The 14,695-nt window shown below is 60.0% G+C and carries 14 protein-coding genes; 2 read left to right on the forward strand and 12 right to left on the reverse strand.

What is annotated here, in order from left to right; all coding sequences use genetic code 11:
* Positions 1-11: 11 nt before the first annotated feature.
* The 9 genes from mltG to ACKLNA_RS20225 form a co-directional block, all read right to left on the reverse strand.
* Entirely contained in the window at positions 12-1,193 is a 1,182-nt protein-coding gene (gene mltG, locus ACKLNA_RS20185) for an endolytic transglycosylase MltG (RefSeq protein WP_408986874.1), read from the reverse strand.
* A gap of 3 nt (positions 1,194-1,196) precedes the next feature.
* On the reverse strand, positions 1,197-2,012 hold the full coding sequence (gene pabC / locus ACKLNA_RS20190; RefSeq protein WP_408986875.1) for an aminodeoxychorismate lyase: 816 nt from the start codon (positions 2,010-2,012) through the stop codon (positions 1,197-1,199).
* Positions 2,012-3,256 carry a beta-ketoacyl-ACP synthase II gene (fabF, locus tag ACKLNA_RS20195; protein WP_007908259.1) on the reverse strand — a complete coding sequence of 415 codons (1,245 nt, stop codon included), beginning with the start codon at positions 3,254-3,256 and terminating at the stop codon, positions 2,012-2,014. Before fabF ends, pabC begins: the two co-directional genes overlap by 1 nt.
* Before the next feature lie 108 nt (positions 3,257-3,364).
* Positions 3,365-3,601, reverse strand: a complete 237-nt coding sequence (gene acpP, locus ACKLNA_RS20200) for an acyl carrier protein (protein ID WP_003175607.1) — start codon at positions 3,599-3,601, stop codon at positions 3,365-3,367.
* 196 nt (positions 3,602-3,797) lie between these two features.
* Positions 3,798-4,541, reverse strand: a complete 744-nt coding sequence (gene fabG, locus ACKLNA_RS20205; RefSeq protein WP_085710930.1) for a 3-oxoacyl-ACP reductase FabG — start codon at positions 4,539-4,541, stop codon at positions 3,798-3,800.
* A 16-nt stretch (positions 4,542-4,557) separates the two neighbouring features.
* Positions 4,558-5,496: an ACP S-malonyltransferase gene (fabD, locus tag ACKLNA_RS20210; RefSeq protein ID WP_408986876.1), complete on the reverse strand. Its 939-nt coding sequence runs from the start codon at positions 5,494-5,496 to the stop codon at positions 4,558-4,560.
* 125 nt (positions 5,497-5,621) lie between these two features.
* Complete coding sequence (gene plsX, locus ACKLNA_RS20215; protein ID WP_074688106.1) at positions 5,622-6,632, reverse strand: phosphate acyltransferase PlsX; 1,011 nt, start codon at positions 6,630-6,632, stop codon at positions 5,622-5,624.
* 4 nt (positions 6,633-6,636) lie between these two features.
* Positions 6,637-6,819 carry a 50S ribosomal protein L32 gene (gene rpmF, locus ACKLNA_RS20220; protein WP_003179396.1) on the reverse strand — a complete coding sequence of 61 codons (183 nt, stop codon included), beginning with the start codon at positions 6,817-6,819 and terminating at the stop codon, positions 6,637-6,639.
* Positions 6,820-6,832: 13 nt separating this feature from the next.
* Entirely contained in the window at positions 6,833-7,360 is a 528-nt protein-coding gene (locus tag ACKLNA_RS20225; RefSeq protein ID WP_085710932.1) for a YceD family protein, read from the reverse strand.
* A 106-nt stretch (positions 7,361-7,466) separates the two neighbouring features.
* Between ACKLNA_RS20225 and ACKLNA_RS20230 the strand changes: the two genes are divergently transcribed.
* Positions 7,467-8,045, forward strand: a complete 579-nt coding sequence (locus ACKLNA_RS20230) for a Maf family protein (RefSeq protein WP_408986877.1) — start codon at positions 7,467-7,469, stop codon at positions 8,043-8,045.
* A gap of 48 nt (positions 8,046-8,093) precedes the next feature.
* Here the strand turns inward: ACKLNA_RS20230 and sppA are convergent, their stop codons facing one another.
* From sppA to rluC, 3 genes are read right to left on the reverse strand one after another with little or no spacing between them, the layout of a single operon-like run.
* Positions 8,094-9,083, reverse strand: a complete 990-nt coding sequence (gene sppA, locus ACKLNA_RS20235; RefSeq protein ID WP_114884748.1) for a signal peptide peptidase SppA — start codon at positions 9,081-9,083, stop codon at positions 8,094-8,096.
* A gap of 24 nt (positions 9,084-9,107) precedes the next feature.
* Positions 9,108-9,770 (reverse strand): HAD-IA family hydrolase, encoded by a 663-nt coding sequence (locus ACKLNA_RS20240; RefSeq protein ID WP_408986878.1) that lies wholly within the window; start codon positions 9,768-9,770, stop codon positions 9,108-9,110.
* Entirely contained in the window at positions 9,757-10,719 is a 963-nt protein-coding gene (gene rluC, locus ACKLNA_RS20245; RefSeq protein ID WP_011335441.1) for a 23S rRNA pseudouridine(955/2504/2580) synthase RluC, read from the reverse strand. Before rluC ends, ACKLNA_RS20240 begins: the two co-directional genes overlap by 14 nt.
* A gap of 697 nt (positions 10,720-11,416) precedes the next feature.
* On the opposite strand from rluC, the gene rne reads away from it, so the two are divergent.
* Positions 11,417-14,653 (forward strand): ribonuclease E, encoded by a 3,237-nt coding sequence (gene rne / locus ACKLNA_RS20250; RefSeq protein ID WP_408986879.1) that lies wholly within the window; start codon positions 11,417-11,419, stop codon positions 14,651-14,653.
* The last annotated feature ends 42 nt before the right edge of the window (positions 14,654-14,695 follow it).

Consider the following 14,695-nt stretch of genomic DNA (forward strand, 5'->3'; position numbering starts at 1 on the left):
CTTAATCAAAGTCATTGCGTCTTTTGCGGTGCGGCCGCTTCGGTTTCCGGCGTCGGCGCGGGCTCCTGGGCAGGAACCTGCGGCAACGACTCGGGCGCCGTGTCGGGTGATGCGGCAGGAACGGCTTCGCCAGTTGCCGGAGCAGCTTCCGGCGTCGATGCCGGTGCCGGGCTCGAGCGGTAATCCGCACGCCGCTTGAGCTGGAACTCACGCACCGCACTGTTGTGTGCATCAAGGTCGTCGGAGAACACGTGGCTGCCATCGCCCCGGGCGACAAAGTAGAGGCTGGTGCCTTCCACCGGGTTCAACGCGGCGTGAATCGCTTCGCGGCCGACCATCGCAATCGGCGTCGGCGGCAACCCCGGAATCACATAAGTGTTGTACGGCGTGGCTTCCTTGAGATGCGCACGGGTCAACTTGCCGTTGTAGCGATCACCCAGGCCGTAGATCACGGTCGGGTCGGTCTGCAGTTGCATGCCCAGTGCCATGCGGCGCACGAACACGCCGGCAATCTGGCCTCGCTCCTGGGGAACACCGGTTTCCTTTTCCACCAGCGACGCCATGATCAGCGCCTGGTACGGTTCGGTATACGGCGCATCGGTGGAGCGACTCTCCCATTCCTTGGCCAGCACTTCGTCGAGGCGATCGAACGCCTTTTTCAGCAGCTCGGTGTCGGAGGCCCCGCGTACGAAACGGTAGGTATCAGGGAAGAATCGACCTTCGGGAAAAACGCCCTTGTGGCCGATTTTGCTCATCACATCGCTGTCGCTCAGGCCGGTCAGGGTCTGCTCGATCTTTTCATCTTTCGCCAGTGCGGCACGCACCTGATGGAAGTTCCAGCCCTCGACCAGGGTCAGACTGTACTGAACCACCTCGCCACGCTTCCACAGATCGATCAGACCCTTGACGGTCATGCCCGGCTGCATGCGGTACTCGCCCGTGTGGATCGGGGTGCCGGACAGATTGAATCGCCAGTAAATGCGTAGCCAGAATGCGTCCTTGATCACGCCATCGGCTTCAAGTCCGAGAATAGTGCGGGTCGGCGTGGATCCCTTGGGCACATCCAGCAGCTCTTCCTGCGTGATGTTCAGAGGCTGTTCCAGTGCCGAATGAATCTTCCAGGCGCTGGCGCCCAGCAGCAGCCCTGCCAGAACCAGTCCGGTTTCCAGCAGCAGCAAAAGTTTACGTCTCACGAATCAGGCATCCAGTAGCGTGCGGGCAATGGTTTGCAGTTTACGGGTGAGCGGCCCAACCGGCCAGCTCAGTGCAGCGTACGCGCGTACCGGCCAGACGCCATACACGCTGTTGCAGACAAAGACTTCATCAGCCCATTGCAGCTGATCAAGGCTGATATCGGTGATTTGTGTGGGGATACCCGATGATGCTGCCTGAAACAATAGTTCGGCACGCATCACACCGGCCACGCCGCAGCGTTTCAGATCCGCCGTGACCAGCACGCCATCGCGCACCAGAAACAGGTTGCTGAACACCCCTTCGATCACTCGGCCTGCCTGGTCGAGCATCAAGCCTTCGGCGTGCTCGCTGTCCTGCCATTCGGCGCGGGCGAGAACCTGTTCCAGACGATTGAGGTGCTTGAGGCCTGCCAGCAAGGGCTGGACAGACAAACGCGTCGTACACGGAAACAGGCGGATGCCTTGCTCACCGTGGACAGCGGGATAAGCCGCAGGAGGATTGCCTTGCAGAATGCGTCGACCCGGCGCCGAAGGATCCGGCGCATAACCGCGCAGACCGTCGCCGCGGGTGAGGATGAGTTTGAGCACACCCTCGTCCATGGCCGCTGCATAGGCTTGCAGCTCGCTACGAATCAGCTCGATATCGGCCGCGATGGCCAGGCGTGAACAGCCCTCGGCCAGCCGCGTCAGGTGACGTTCCAGCAGCAAAGGCTGGCCGTTACGTACGGCGATGGTCTCGAACAGACCGTCGCCGTAAGCCAGGCCGCGATCTTTCAGCGACAGAGCGTCAGCCGGTTGACCGTCGACCCAGCAGTCCATCAGCCGGCGAACCGACGGAACGCCAACGTGCCGTTGGTGCCACCAAACCCGAACGAGTTGGACAGCACAACGTCGATGTCCATGTTGCGCGCCGTGTGCGGCACGAAGTCGAGATCGCAGCCTTCGTCCGGCTCATCGAGGTTGATGGTCGGTGGTGCCACCTGGCTGTTGATCGCCAGCACGCTGAAGATCGCCTCGACCGCGCCTGCGGCACCCAACAGGTGACCGGTCATGGACTTGGTGGAGCTGACCGCCAGTTTGTAGGCGTGATCTCCGAACACTGACTTGATCGCGTTGGCTTCGGCAAGGTCGCCGGCCGGCGTCGAAGTACCGTGAGCGTTGATGTATTGCACTTGATCGACGTTGATCTTCGCGTCGCGCAGCGCATTGGTGATGCAACGTGCAGCACCGGCGCCATCAGCAGGTGGCGAGGTCATGTGGAACGCGTCACCACTGGTGCCGAAACCGATCAGTTCGGCGTAAATGGTCGCGCCACGGGCCTTGGCGTGCTCGAGCTCTTCGAGCACCAGAGCGCCGGCACCGTCGGACAGTACGAAACCGTCACGACCCTTGTCCCATGGACGGCTGGCACGGGTCGGTTCGTCGTTGCGGGTCGACAGTGCGCGGGAGGCGCCGAAGCCGCCCATGCCCAGACCGCACGCAGCCATTTCGGCACCGCCGGCAATCATCACGTCGGCTTCGTCGTACATGATGTTGCGGGCCGCCATACCGATGCAGTGCGTACCCGTGGTACACGCTGTGGCGATGGCGTAGTTAGGCCCCTGTGCACCCAGGTGGATGGACAGGAAACCGGAAATCATATTGATGATCGAGCCAGGCACAAAGAACGGAGAAATCCGGCGCGGACCGGTCTCGTGCAGGGTGCGGCTGGTTTCTTCGATGTTGGTCAGACCGCCGATACCCGAACCCATGGCCACGCCAATGCGTTCACGGTTGGCATCGGTGACTTCCAGACCGGCATTGCGTACGGCTTGAAAGCCGGCCGCCAGACCGTACTGAATGAACAGGTCGAGCTTGCGCGCTTCCTTGACCGACAGGTATTCCTCGACATTGAAGCCCTTTACCGAGCCGCCAAAGCGGGTGGAATAGGCAGAAAGGTCGGTGTGTTCGATCAGACCAATGCCACTGCGGCCAGCCAGAATGCCCTGCCAACTGCTCGGCACATCCGTGCCCAGTGGCGACAACATACCCATACCGGTGACTACGACGCGTCTACGCGACACAGCACTCTCCTTTTTCAAATGACGATTTTGCATCAGGCCTAAAGAAAAAACCGCACGCCATGATGGCAGTGCGGTTTTTCCATGACAGCAAGCAACGATTACAAACTATTACGCCTGGTGGCTAGTAACGTAGTCGATTGCAGCTTGTACAGTAGTGATCTTCTCAGCTTCTTCGTCAGGGATTTCGGTCTCGAATTCCTCTTCCAGAGCCATCACCAGCTCAACGGTGTCAAGGGAGTCGGCACCCAGGTCTTCTACGAAGGAAGCGGTGTTTACCACTTCTTCTTCTTTAACACCCAGTTGCTCGGCAACGATTTTCTTGACGCGCTCTTCGATGGTGCTCATACCTTGTTTTCACTCCTAATGGACAAATTCAGGCAGCTGGCCAGTGGGTAAGTGTATAGAAAGACTTTTCAGCTTTTCAACTGAAAGCTTCACTCCTCAAACCCTGCGACCCTCTGCCTATAAATAGATTGCAGCTTTATAACGGATTTTAGACAGCTCGTATGACATTTTTTTGAAGCAATCCGTCACATTTGAATTACATGTACATCCCGCCGTTAACCGGGATTGTAGCCCCGGTCACGTATGCCGCACCGTCGGATGCAAGAAAAGCGACCACGGACGCGATCTCTTGAGCTTGTCCCAGACGGCCCAGCGGAATCTGCGTCTGCAAGGCTTCACGCTGTGCTTCAGGCAGCTCGCGCGTCATATCGGTGTCGATGAACCCTGGAGTTACCGAGTTGACCGTAATCGAACGCGAACCGACTTCACGCGCCATGGCACGGCTGAAACCTTCCAGACCGGCCTTGGCGGCTGCATAGTTTACTTGGCCAGCGTTGCCCATGGCACCCACCACCGAGCCAATACTGATAATTCGACCCCAACGCGCCTTGGTCATGCCGCGCAGAACGCCCTTGGACAGGCGATACAGACTATTCAGGTTGGTATCGATCACGTCGTACCACTCGTCGTCTTTCATGCGCATCATCAGGTTATCGCGGGTGATACCGGCATTGTTGACCAGGATCGCGACCGGAGCACCGAATTGTTCCTGAATGCTTGCCAGCACTGCGGTGACCGATTCGTCACTGGTGACGTTGAGTTCGAAACCTGCACCCTGAATGCCATTCTCTTTCAGGGTCGCAGCAATGCGCTCGGCGCCCGAAGCGGAAGTCGCGGTGCCGACAACGATGGCGCCCTGACGACCCAGTTCCAGTGCGATAGCCTGGCCGATACCACGGCTTGCGCCGGTGACCAGTGCAACTTTACCTTGCAGACTCATGCAAGTTTCTCCTGATTCAGACAGCTGCTGCGCGAGCAGCAGCGAAAGCGTCTGGGGTATTGAGGTTGGAAGTCGAAACGCCTTCGGCGCAACGTTTGTTCAGACCGGCCAGCACTTTGCCAGGGCCGCATTCGACCAGATTGGTCGCGCCTTTCGCTGCCAGAGTCTGTACGGACTCGACCCAGCGAACCGGCTTGTAGAGCTGCTCCAGCAGATCGCGCTTGAGGGTTTCCAGATCCGCTGGCACCTGAGCGCTGACGTTCTGCACCACAGGGATCTGCGGCGTCTGCCAGTCGATGGCAGCGATGGATTCGGCGAAACGCTCGGCAGCCGGACGCATCAGCTCACAGTGCGATGGCACGCTGACCGGCAGCGGCATCGCACGCTTGGCGCCACGGGCCTTGCAGCCTTCGATGGCGCGCTCAACGGCAGCCTTGGCACCGGCGATCACCACCTGGCCCGGGGAGTTGAAGTTCACCGCGCTGACCACTTCGCCTTGCGCCGCTTCGGCACAGGCTGCCAGCACGTCGGCATCTTCCAGACCGAGGATGGCAGCCATGCCGCCCTGCCCGGCCGGAACGGCTTCCTGCATCAGCTGGCCACGGCGCTCGACAAGCTTTACCGCGTCCGCCAGGCTCAGGCTGCCGGCAGCAACCAGTGCGCTGTATTCACCCAGGCTGTGACCGGCAACAAATGCCGGACGTGCGCCACCTTCAGCCAGCCACAGACGCCACAGAGCGATCGAAGCGGTCAGAATGGCCGGTTGGGTTTTGTCGGTTTGATTGAGCAGCTCTTCCGGACCCTGCTGGGTCAGCGCCCACAGGTCGTAGCCCAGAGCATCGGATGCTTCTTTGAAAGTTTCGAGGATCAGTGGATGTTGCGCGCCCAGCTCGGCCAGCATGCCGAGGGACTGCGAACCCTGTCCTGGAAAGACGAATGCGAGGGAAGCAGACATGTAACAAGCCCCTAATGATCTTGTCGTCGGAAAAATGGCATCCCGCTAGAGGGACGCAAGAAACTGACAGTTGGATGGCCCTTTGAACCGGGCGGTCACATTTAAGCATTGTCCGACGAAAACGCCTAAGACAACAAATCCTCCAGACGGCCGTGCAGGCGCTCGGGAAGATTCTCCTGAATCTCGATCAACGCCCGCTGAATGGCGCTCTGAAACCCCTGAACGCCAGCCGAACCGTGACTTTTCACGACAATTCCCTGCAAGCCGAGAAAGCTTGCGCCGTTATGTCGCGCCGGCGCCAGATCAGCCTGCAGACGCTTCATCAATGGCAGCGCCAGAGCGCCGACAGCACGGGAAGCCAGATTTTTCTTGAACAAAGCCTCGATGCGCGCGGCAATCATCGTCGCCAGGCCTTCGCTGGACTTGAGCAGGATATTGCCGACGAAACCGTCGCAAACCACCACGTCCGCCTCGCCGCGATACAAGCCGTCACCTTCGATGAAGCCGATGTAATTGATGCCCCGAGCAGCCTGCAACAACGTTGCAGCCAGCTTGACCTGCTGATTGCCCTTGATGTCTTCAGTGCCGATATTCAGCAGCGCGACACGCGGACGGGCAATGCCCAGAGTTTGCGCGGCCACGGAACCCATCACCGCGAACTGCAACAAGTGCTCGGCACTGCAATCAACGTTGGCGCCCAGATCGAGCAGCTGGCAGTAGCCCTTCTGCGTAGGAATCGCGGCCACCATGGCCGGACGATCAATCCCCGGCAGGGTCTTGAGCACAAATCGCGACAGGGCCATCAACGCACCGGTATTGCCGGCACTGACACAGGCCTGAACCTTGCCATCACGCAGTAATTCGAGAGCGACACGCATCGACGAATCCGGCTTGCCACGCAAAGCCTGGGCTGGTTTTTCGTCCATGGTGATGACTTCGGACGCCGGAACAATCGTCAGGCGCGCGCGATCGGCAGCCGACTGGCCGGTGATCAGTTCTTCAAGAAGGGAGGGTTGACCGACGAGGGTCAGGTGCAACGAGGGCGTAGCAGAAAGGCAAGCAAGGCTGGCCTGAACAATGCTGCGGGGACCGAAGTCCCCGCCCATTGCGTCAATCGCGATGACTTGAGCGGACAAGTGATTACTCGTCAGCGCCCTTGTCGATCACTTTACGGCCACGGTATACGCCTTCTGGCGATACGTGGTGACGCAGGTGAACTTCACCGGTGGTTTTTTCTACAGACAGGGTGCTAGCCTCGAGAGCGTCGTGCGAACGGCGCATGTCACGGGCAGAGCGGGATTTTTTGTTCTGCTGAACAGCCATAATTGATTAACTCCTAAACGTTTGGGTCACGCTTTAACTGCGCCAATACACTGAACGGGTTGGACCGCGTTACCTCGTCCTCGCTCGGTTCGGGCTCATCTGCTCCCGCCGGCTGCTGGCATTCTTCCGGATGATGAGCAGGCACAATGGGCAAGGCGAGCAGAAGCTCCTCCTCGATCAGTGACTGCAGATCCAAAGGATCTTCGCCCAGTTCCAGCACGTCATAACCTTTCGGTAACGACTGGGTATTCGCACCCTCCTTCACCACGGCGTAACTGCATTCGCTGTGGATCGGCAGGGTGACCAGCTCAAGACAACGCTGGCAAACCATTTTGACTTCGGTGTCGATAAAGCTGTGGATCACCACAGATTTACGTTCATCTCGTTCAAAAACTAATTTGGCCTGCACCGTACCGACATCGTCGGAAAGCGGGTCGCAGAGTCTCTTCAAATCGGCCAGCAGCAGTTCACCTTGAAGGGTGGTGCCACGGTCAGCCAATTTGCGCGGGTCAACGTGAGGTGGAATCGGGTCATTCAACATAGGCGCAGCATTATAGGGATGCACCCACCCATGTCAAAGGAAATTGTGCCCTGTCCGTCACTTGCAAGCCTCCGCTAGAATCTGCAGCCTGCCTCTGGAGACGCGAATGCTGCCTTTATTACTCGCTTCAAGCTCGACCTATCGTCGGGAATTGCTCAATCGCCTGCGCCTGCCGTTCGTCTGCAGCTCACCGGACATCGACGAAAGTCATCGCCCGGGAGAGTCAGCAATCGAACTGGTCAAACGCCTCGCCGAACAGAAGGCCCGGGCACTGGCCGACAGCCACCCCGCCCATCTGATCATCGGCTCCGATCAGGTTGCGGTACTCGGCGAGCGCATCATCGGCAAGCCGCACACCTTCGAAAACGCTCGCGACCAACTGATGGCCGCCAGCGGCGCCAGCGTAACCTTCCTCACCGGCCTGGCCCTGCTCAACAGCCAGACAGGCCAATGCCAGGTCGACTGCGTGCCCTTCACCGTACACATGCGCGTACTGGATCAGGCCCGCGTCGAGCGCTACCTGCACGCCGAACAACCCTACGACTGCGCCGGCAGTTTCAAGGCGGAAGGACTGGGCGTAAGCCTGTTCCAGTCCACCGAAGGCCCCGACGCCACCAGCCTGATCGGCCTGCCGCTGATTCGCCTGATCGACATGCTGCTGGCGGAAGGCGTACAGATCCCCTGATCCACAAAAAACCGGCCACGAAGGCCGGTTCTTTTATGCTGCAAGCGATCAGCGCAACGACGGACCGTGGAAACCCATCCACATTGCCAACTGCTCGGCCACACTGGCGCCCAGTTTTTTCGAGAAGCGGTCGAACGGCGATTCCTGAACGGTGAAGTCCACCAGTTCCTTTTCGCCAATCACGTCACGCGCCACCGAACTGGCATTGCCCAGACCATCGATCAACCCCAGCGGCAGCGCCTGCTCGCCGGACCAGACCAGTCCGGAGAACAGCTCCGGATGCTCCTTGTCCTTCAGGCGATCACCACGCCCTTGCTTGACGCTGTTGATGAATTGCTTGTGCGTGGTATCCAGCACACTTTGCCAGAACGCGGTCTCTTCCGGCTTCTGCGGCTGGAACGGGTCAAGGAACGACTTGTGCTCGCCAGAGGTGTAAGTGCGACGCTCGACGCCCAGCTTCTCCATGGTGCCGACAAAGCCGTAACCGGCCGCTGTCACACCAATAGAACCCACAAGACTCGCCTTGTCGGCATAGATCTGATCCGCCGCGCTGGCGATGTAATAGGCCCCGGACGCACCGAGGTCGGAAATCACCGCATACACCTTGGTATCCGGATGCAGGCCGCGCAGGCGCTTGATCTCGTCATACACATAACCCGACTGCACCGGACTGCCACCCGGGCTGTTGATGCGCAGGATCACGCCCTTGACCTTCTTGTCCTCGAACGCGGCGCGCAGACTGCCGACGATATTGTCGGCGCTGGCCGGCTCCTTGTCGGCAATCATTCCGGTGATATCGATCAGCGCCGTGTAATTCGAGCTGCGGGTGGCGCTCTTTTCCATGTCCATCAACGGCGTGAACAGGAGCAGCGCGACAAACAGGTAAACAAACGTCAGCAGCTTGAAGAAGATCCCCCAACGCCTGGAACGACGCTGTTCTTGCACACTGGCCAGCAGCGTCTTTTCCAGCAGCTTCCAGCTTTTCGCATCACCGTCGTCGGCAGTTGCCTTGGCCGGTGCTTTCCATTCGTCGGTCATGCCATCCACCCCAGCAAAAACGTATTAAGCCCGCTGCGCCAGCCAGGCATGCAATTCAGAAAAACGATCGATCGACAGTCGTGGTTCGAACTGCTGCAGCGACTCGATCGATTGCGCACCGTAGCTGACCGCCACCGAATCCATCCCCGCGTTACGCGCCATCAACAGATCAAAGGACGAATCGCCGACCATCAGCGCCTGTTCGGCACGCACACCGCAATGCGCAAGGATCTGTTCCAGCATCAGAGGGTGCGGCTTGCTCGCCGTTTCATCGGCAGCACGGGTGATATCGAAATAATCTTCCCAGCCATTGGCCTTGAGCACCCGATCCAGCCCGCGACGATTCTTGCCGGTCGCGACAGCCAGGTGATAGCCCTGCTCGCGAAAGGACGCCATCGACTCGACTACCCCTTCGAACAACGGCGAAGGGACGGCTTCTGCAGCGATGTAGTGATCCGCGTAATACTCGCGAAACAAGGTCATTTCGGCATCGCTGATTTCCGGATACAAGGTGCGGATCGCCTCGGGCAAGCCCAGGCCGATGATGCCTTTGACGGCAAAGTCATTACGCAACTCGAAACCTGAACGCCCGGACGCCGAATGCATTGCCTCGACAATCCGATGAATGGAGTCGGCCAGCGTGCCGTCCCAATCAAAAATCAGCAGCTTGTAATCAGATGGGCGCACTCAATCGCTCCACAGTCTTGGCCCACATTTCATCGACCGGGGCCTGCAACTTGAGTTCACCGCCATCGGGCAGCGGCACGGTCAGCATGTAGGCGTGCAGGAACAGGCGCTTGCCGCCCAGATCACGGATTTCCTTGCTGAAATTGTCATCGCCGTATTTGGTGTCACCGGCAATGCAGTGCCCGGCGTGCAACGTGTGAACGCGGATCTGGTGCGTGCGACCGGTGATCGGTTTGGCTTCGATCAGAGTGGCAAAATCGCCGAAGCGACGCAGGACCTTGAACACGGTCACCGACTCCTTGCCCTCCTCCTCGTCGACCTCGACCATGCGCTCACCGGAGCGCAGATTGCTCTTGCCGAGCGCCGCACGGACTTGCTTGATCGAGGTTGCCCAGTTGCCGCGAACCAGTGCCATGTAGCGCTTGTCGACACCGTCACCGCGCAACGCGGCATGCAAGTGACGCAACATGCTGCGCTTCTTGGCGATCATCAGCAGGCCGGAGGTATCACGGTCGAGACGGTGAACCAGCTCGAGCTCCTTGGCATCAGGGCGCAACTGACGAAAGGCTTCGATCACGCCGTAATTCAAGCCGCTGCCACCGTGAACCGCAATGCCGGCGGGCTTGTTGATCACGATCAGGGCTTTGTCTTCGTAGACAATCGAAGCTTCCAGGCGCTGCAACAGGCCTTGAGCCAAAGGCACCGGCTCGTCACGCTCGGGCACGCGAACCGGCGGCACGCGCACGATATCGCCGGCCTGCAGCTTGTATTCGGGCTTGATCCGACCTTTGTTAACTCGCACTTCGCCTTTGCGCAAAATGCGGTAAATCAAGGTCTTGGGCACGCCTTTGAGCCGGGCGAGAAGAAAATTGTCGATTCGTTGGCCGGCATATTCCGGCGAGACCTCAAGCAATTGAACGCCTGGAGTCGAAGGGGCAGTAGTCGTCATGCCGCGGATGATAACAATTTTTATGGAATTGAAGCACTTAATCATTGCTGCTATAGTCGCGAACGCCGCCAAAAGCGGCCTGGACAGCGGAACCACGGTCAAAAACCGGCCCTGACCAACGCAATTCACCAGGACGCGAGGCCGTCCTACGGGGCTTTCGCTACGTAACGGTGGAGTTTGCAGCTGTAACAAGCGCAGGTGACATGAGGCCTGAATCACGCCGCAAAGCAGAGTTCTGACTCGCCACGCGAGCCATATTCACGGCCAGTTCACAAAGTGCAGTCAGCCGCGGATGACCCCGAGCGAAAGCGCCGGAAACACCGCCTGAATTAGCCATGATGCGTGACCTCCCCTTTCGGAGCTCACGGTAAATGCCAACCCGCTGCGGATTCTGCGCGCGGCAGCACCCGAATTATCAGGGATACGTGTAGGGTGGAGATGCACAACCGCTGGACTGTGTAGCAACAGGCTTTCTCAAGACGCTTCATCTCGTCCACAGCCACGGTTGATTCCTCCTCCTGACTGAGTGCTTAAGTAGCCACAGCAAGCAGGACGCGTACGTCGCGATAACGGCCCAATTGGCCGGACATCGCTGGACACGGGAATGGCCAACCACTCCCGACGCACCTGACACCGACCGTGAGAAGTCGTGTGTGCCGAACGCCGTTTCCGGCAGCCCGGAAACCGACGGTACTACATGAAAAGAATGCTGATTAACGCAACTCAACCCGAAGAGTTGCGTGTTGCACTGGTAGATGGCCAGCGCCTCTACGACCTGGACATCGAATCCGGTGCACGCGAGCAGAAAAAGGCCAACATCTATAAAGGCCGCATCACTCGCATCGAACCAAGCCTTGAGGCTGCCTTTGTCGATTTCGGCTCCGAGCGCCACGGCTTCCTGCCCCTCAAAGAAATCTCCCGCGAATACTTCAAGAAAGCCCCTGAAGGCCGCGTCAACATCAAGGACGTCCTGAGCGAAGGCCAGGAAGTCATCGTTCAGGTCGAAAAAGAAGAACGTGGCAACAAGGGCGCAGCCCTGACCACCTTCATCAGCCTGGCCGGTCGTTACCTCGTTCTGATGCCGAACAACCCGCGTGCCGGCGGTATCTCCCGTCGCATCGAAGGCGAAGAGCGCAACGAACTGCGTGAAGCCCTGAACGGTCTGGTCGCTCCAGCCGACATGGGTCTGATCGTGCGCACTGCAGGCCTTGGCCGCAGCAGCGAAGAAATGCAGTGGGACCTCGATTACCTGCTGCAACTCTGGACCGCGATCAAGGAAGCCTCGCTGGATCGTTCCGCACCGTTCCTGATCTACCAGGAAAGCAACGTCATCATCCGCGCCATCCGCGACTACCTGCGCCAGGACATCGGCGAAGTGCTGATCGACAGCGTTGAAGCCCAGGACGAAGCCCTGACCTTCATCCGCCAGGTGATGCCGCAGTACGCCAGCAAGATCAAGCTGTACGAAGACAGCGTTCCGCTGTTCAACCGTTTCCAGATCGAAAGCCAGATCGAGACCGCTTTCCAGCGCGTCGTCGAACTGCCTTCCGGCGGTTCCATCGTCATCGATCCGACCGAAGCCCTGGTGTCCATCGACATCAACTCGGCGCGCGCCACCAAAGGCAGCGACATCGAAGAAACCGCCCTGCAGACCAACCTTGAAGCGGCCGAAGAAATCGCCCGTCAGTTGCGCCTGCGCGACATCGGCGGCCTGATCGTCATCGACTTCATCGACATGACCCCTGCCAAGAACCAGCGCGCCGTGGAAGAGAAAGTCCGCGAATGCCTGGAAGCCGACCGCGCCCGTGTACAGATCGGCCGCATCTCGCGCTTCGGCCTGCTGGAAATGTCCCGTCAGCGCCTGCGTCCTTCGCTCGGCGAAAGCAGCGGCATCGTCTGCCCGCGCTGCAGCGGCACCGGCATCATCCGTGACGTCGAATCGCTGTCCCTGGCGATCCTGCGTCTGATCGAAGAAGAAGCCCTGAAAGACCGCACGGCCGAAGTTCGCGCGCAAGTGCCGATCCCGGTGGCCGCGTTCCTGCTCAATGAAAAACGCAACTCGATCACCAAGATCGAACTGCGCACCCGCGCTCGCATCGTCATCCTGCCGAACGACCACCTCGAAACTCCGCATTTCGAAGTTCAGCGTCTGCGTGACGACAGCCCGGAAGCCGCGACCAACCAGTCCAGCTACGAAATCGCTGCCGCTGCCGCCGACGTCGAAGACGTTCAGCCAGCCGCCGCGACCCGCACCCTGGTTCGCCAGGAAGCCGCGGTCAAGACCGCTCCGGCCCGCGCCAACGCTCCGGTTCCGACTGAAGTTGCCACTCCGGCTGCTCCAGCCCCTGCGCCGGTTGCCGCGCCAGAACCAAGCCTGTTCAAAGGTCTGGTGAAGTCGCTGGTCAGCCTGTTCGCCACCAAGGAAGAGCCTGTTGCTCCGGTTGTGGTTGAAAAACCTGCCACCGAGCGTCCGGCCCGTAACGAAGAGCGTCGCAACGGTCGTCAGCAGAGCCGCAACCGTAACGGTCGCCGCGATGAAGAACGCAAGCCGCGCGAAGAACGTGCTCCACGTGAAGAACGCGCACCGCGTGAGCCACGTGAAGAGCGTCAGCCTCGTGAAGCCCGCGAACTGCGCGAGCCACGCGAGTCCCGTGACGAAGCACCGGCCGCCCGCGAAGAACGCGCACCACGCGCCCCTCGTGAAGAACGTGCACCACGTGCTCCACGTGAAGATCGCAAGCCGCGTGGCGAGCGTGAAGAACGCGTACGCGAACTGCGTGAACCTCTGGATGCCGCACCAGCCGCCGCTGCCGCTGTAGCCGCCACCGCTGAAGAGCGTCCGGCCCGTCAGCCACGCGAAGAACGCGCGCCACGCCCACCGCGTGAAGAGCGCCAACCGCGTGCCGAACAAGCCGCTGCTGCCGTAGCTGAAGAAGAAGTAAACACCAACGAAGAGCAACTGCCGGAAGACGGTTCGGAGAACGCCGAAGGCGATCGTCCACGCCGCCGCTCCCGTGGTCAGCGTCGTCGCAGCAACCGTCGCGAGCGTCAGCGCGATGCCAACGGCAACGTGATCGAAGGTTCGGAAGAATCCGCCGAGAACGCTGAAGCCGCCGAGCCGAGCACTGCCGATCTGGCAGCCGGCCTGGCTGTTACTGCCGCCGTTGCCAGCACCGTGATCAGCGCTCCGGCCGAAGCTCAGGCCCACGAGCAAGCTGAACGCGCTACCGCTGCAACGCTGGAAACCGCTCCAGTTGAAGCGCCGGTTGTTGAAGCCACCACTCCGGTAGAAGTGGTTGCTGCTCCGGAAGTCGAAGTGGCGCCGGTTCGCGAAGCTCAGCCTCAGGTTGAAGTCGCTGCCGAACCTGCCGTGGCCTTCGAAGCACCGGTCGTTGTTGAAGCATCGGTTGTCGAAACCGTCGCTGAAACCGTGACCGAAACCGTGCGTGAAGTTCGCGAAGAACAGACCGCTTTCAACTGGGTCGCCGAGCCGGTTGTCGCTGAAACACCAGCGCCAGTGGTTGAAGCGCCTGTCGTGGAAGAAGCCAAGGCCGCCGAACCAGTGGTTGTCGCTGAACCGGCACCTGCCGTTGAAGCGCCGGTCGTAGAAGCACCAGTCGTGGCCGAAGCACCAGCGCCAGTCGCTGCGCCTGCTCCGGTCAGCGCCCTGACGCCAAGTGGCCGCGCCCCGAACGACCCGCGTGAAGTGCGTCGTCGCAAGCGTGAAGAAGAGCGTCTGCAGAAGGAAGCCGAACTGGCTGCCGCTGCCGCCGCTGCTCCAGCCGTTGCCGAAGTGGTCGAGGCAGCCCCTGCCCCGGTCGCTGAAGAAGCTGCTGTAGAAGTGATTGCCGAAGCACCGCGCTCCGTACAGGAAGCGGTCGAGCACCACGAACAGGCCCAGGAAAAAGAACACGAGCCTAAACCTCTCGTCTGATTCCGAGCGCCAATAAAAAGCCCCGCCTGGTGATCCAGGCGG

It is taken from the genome of Pseudomonas sp. UV AK001, assembly GCF_046097675.1.
In the GTDB taxonomy this organism is placed as follows: Bacteria; Pseudomonadota; Gammaproteobacteria; order Pseudomonadales; family Pseudomonadaceae; genus Aquipseudomonas; species Aquipseudomonas kribbensis.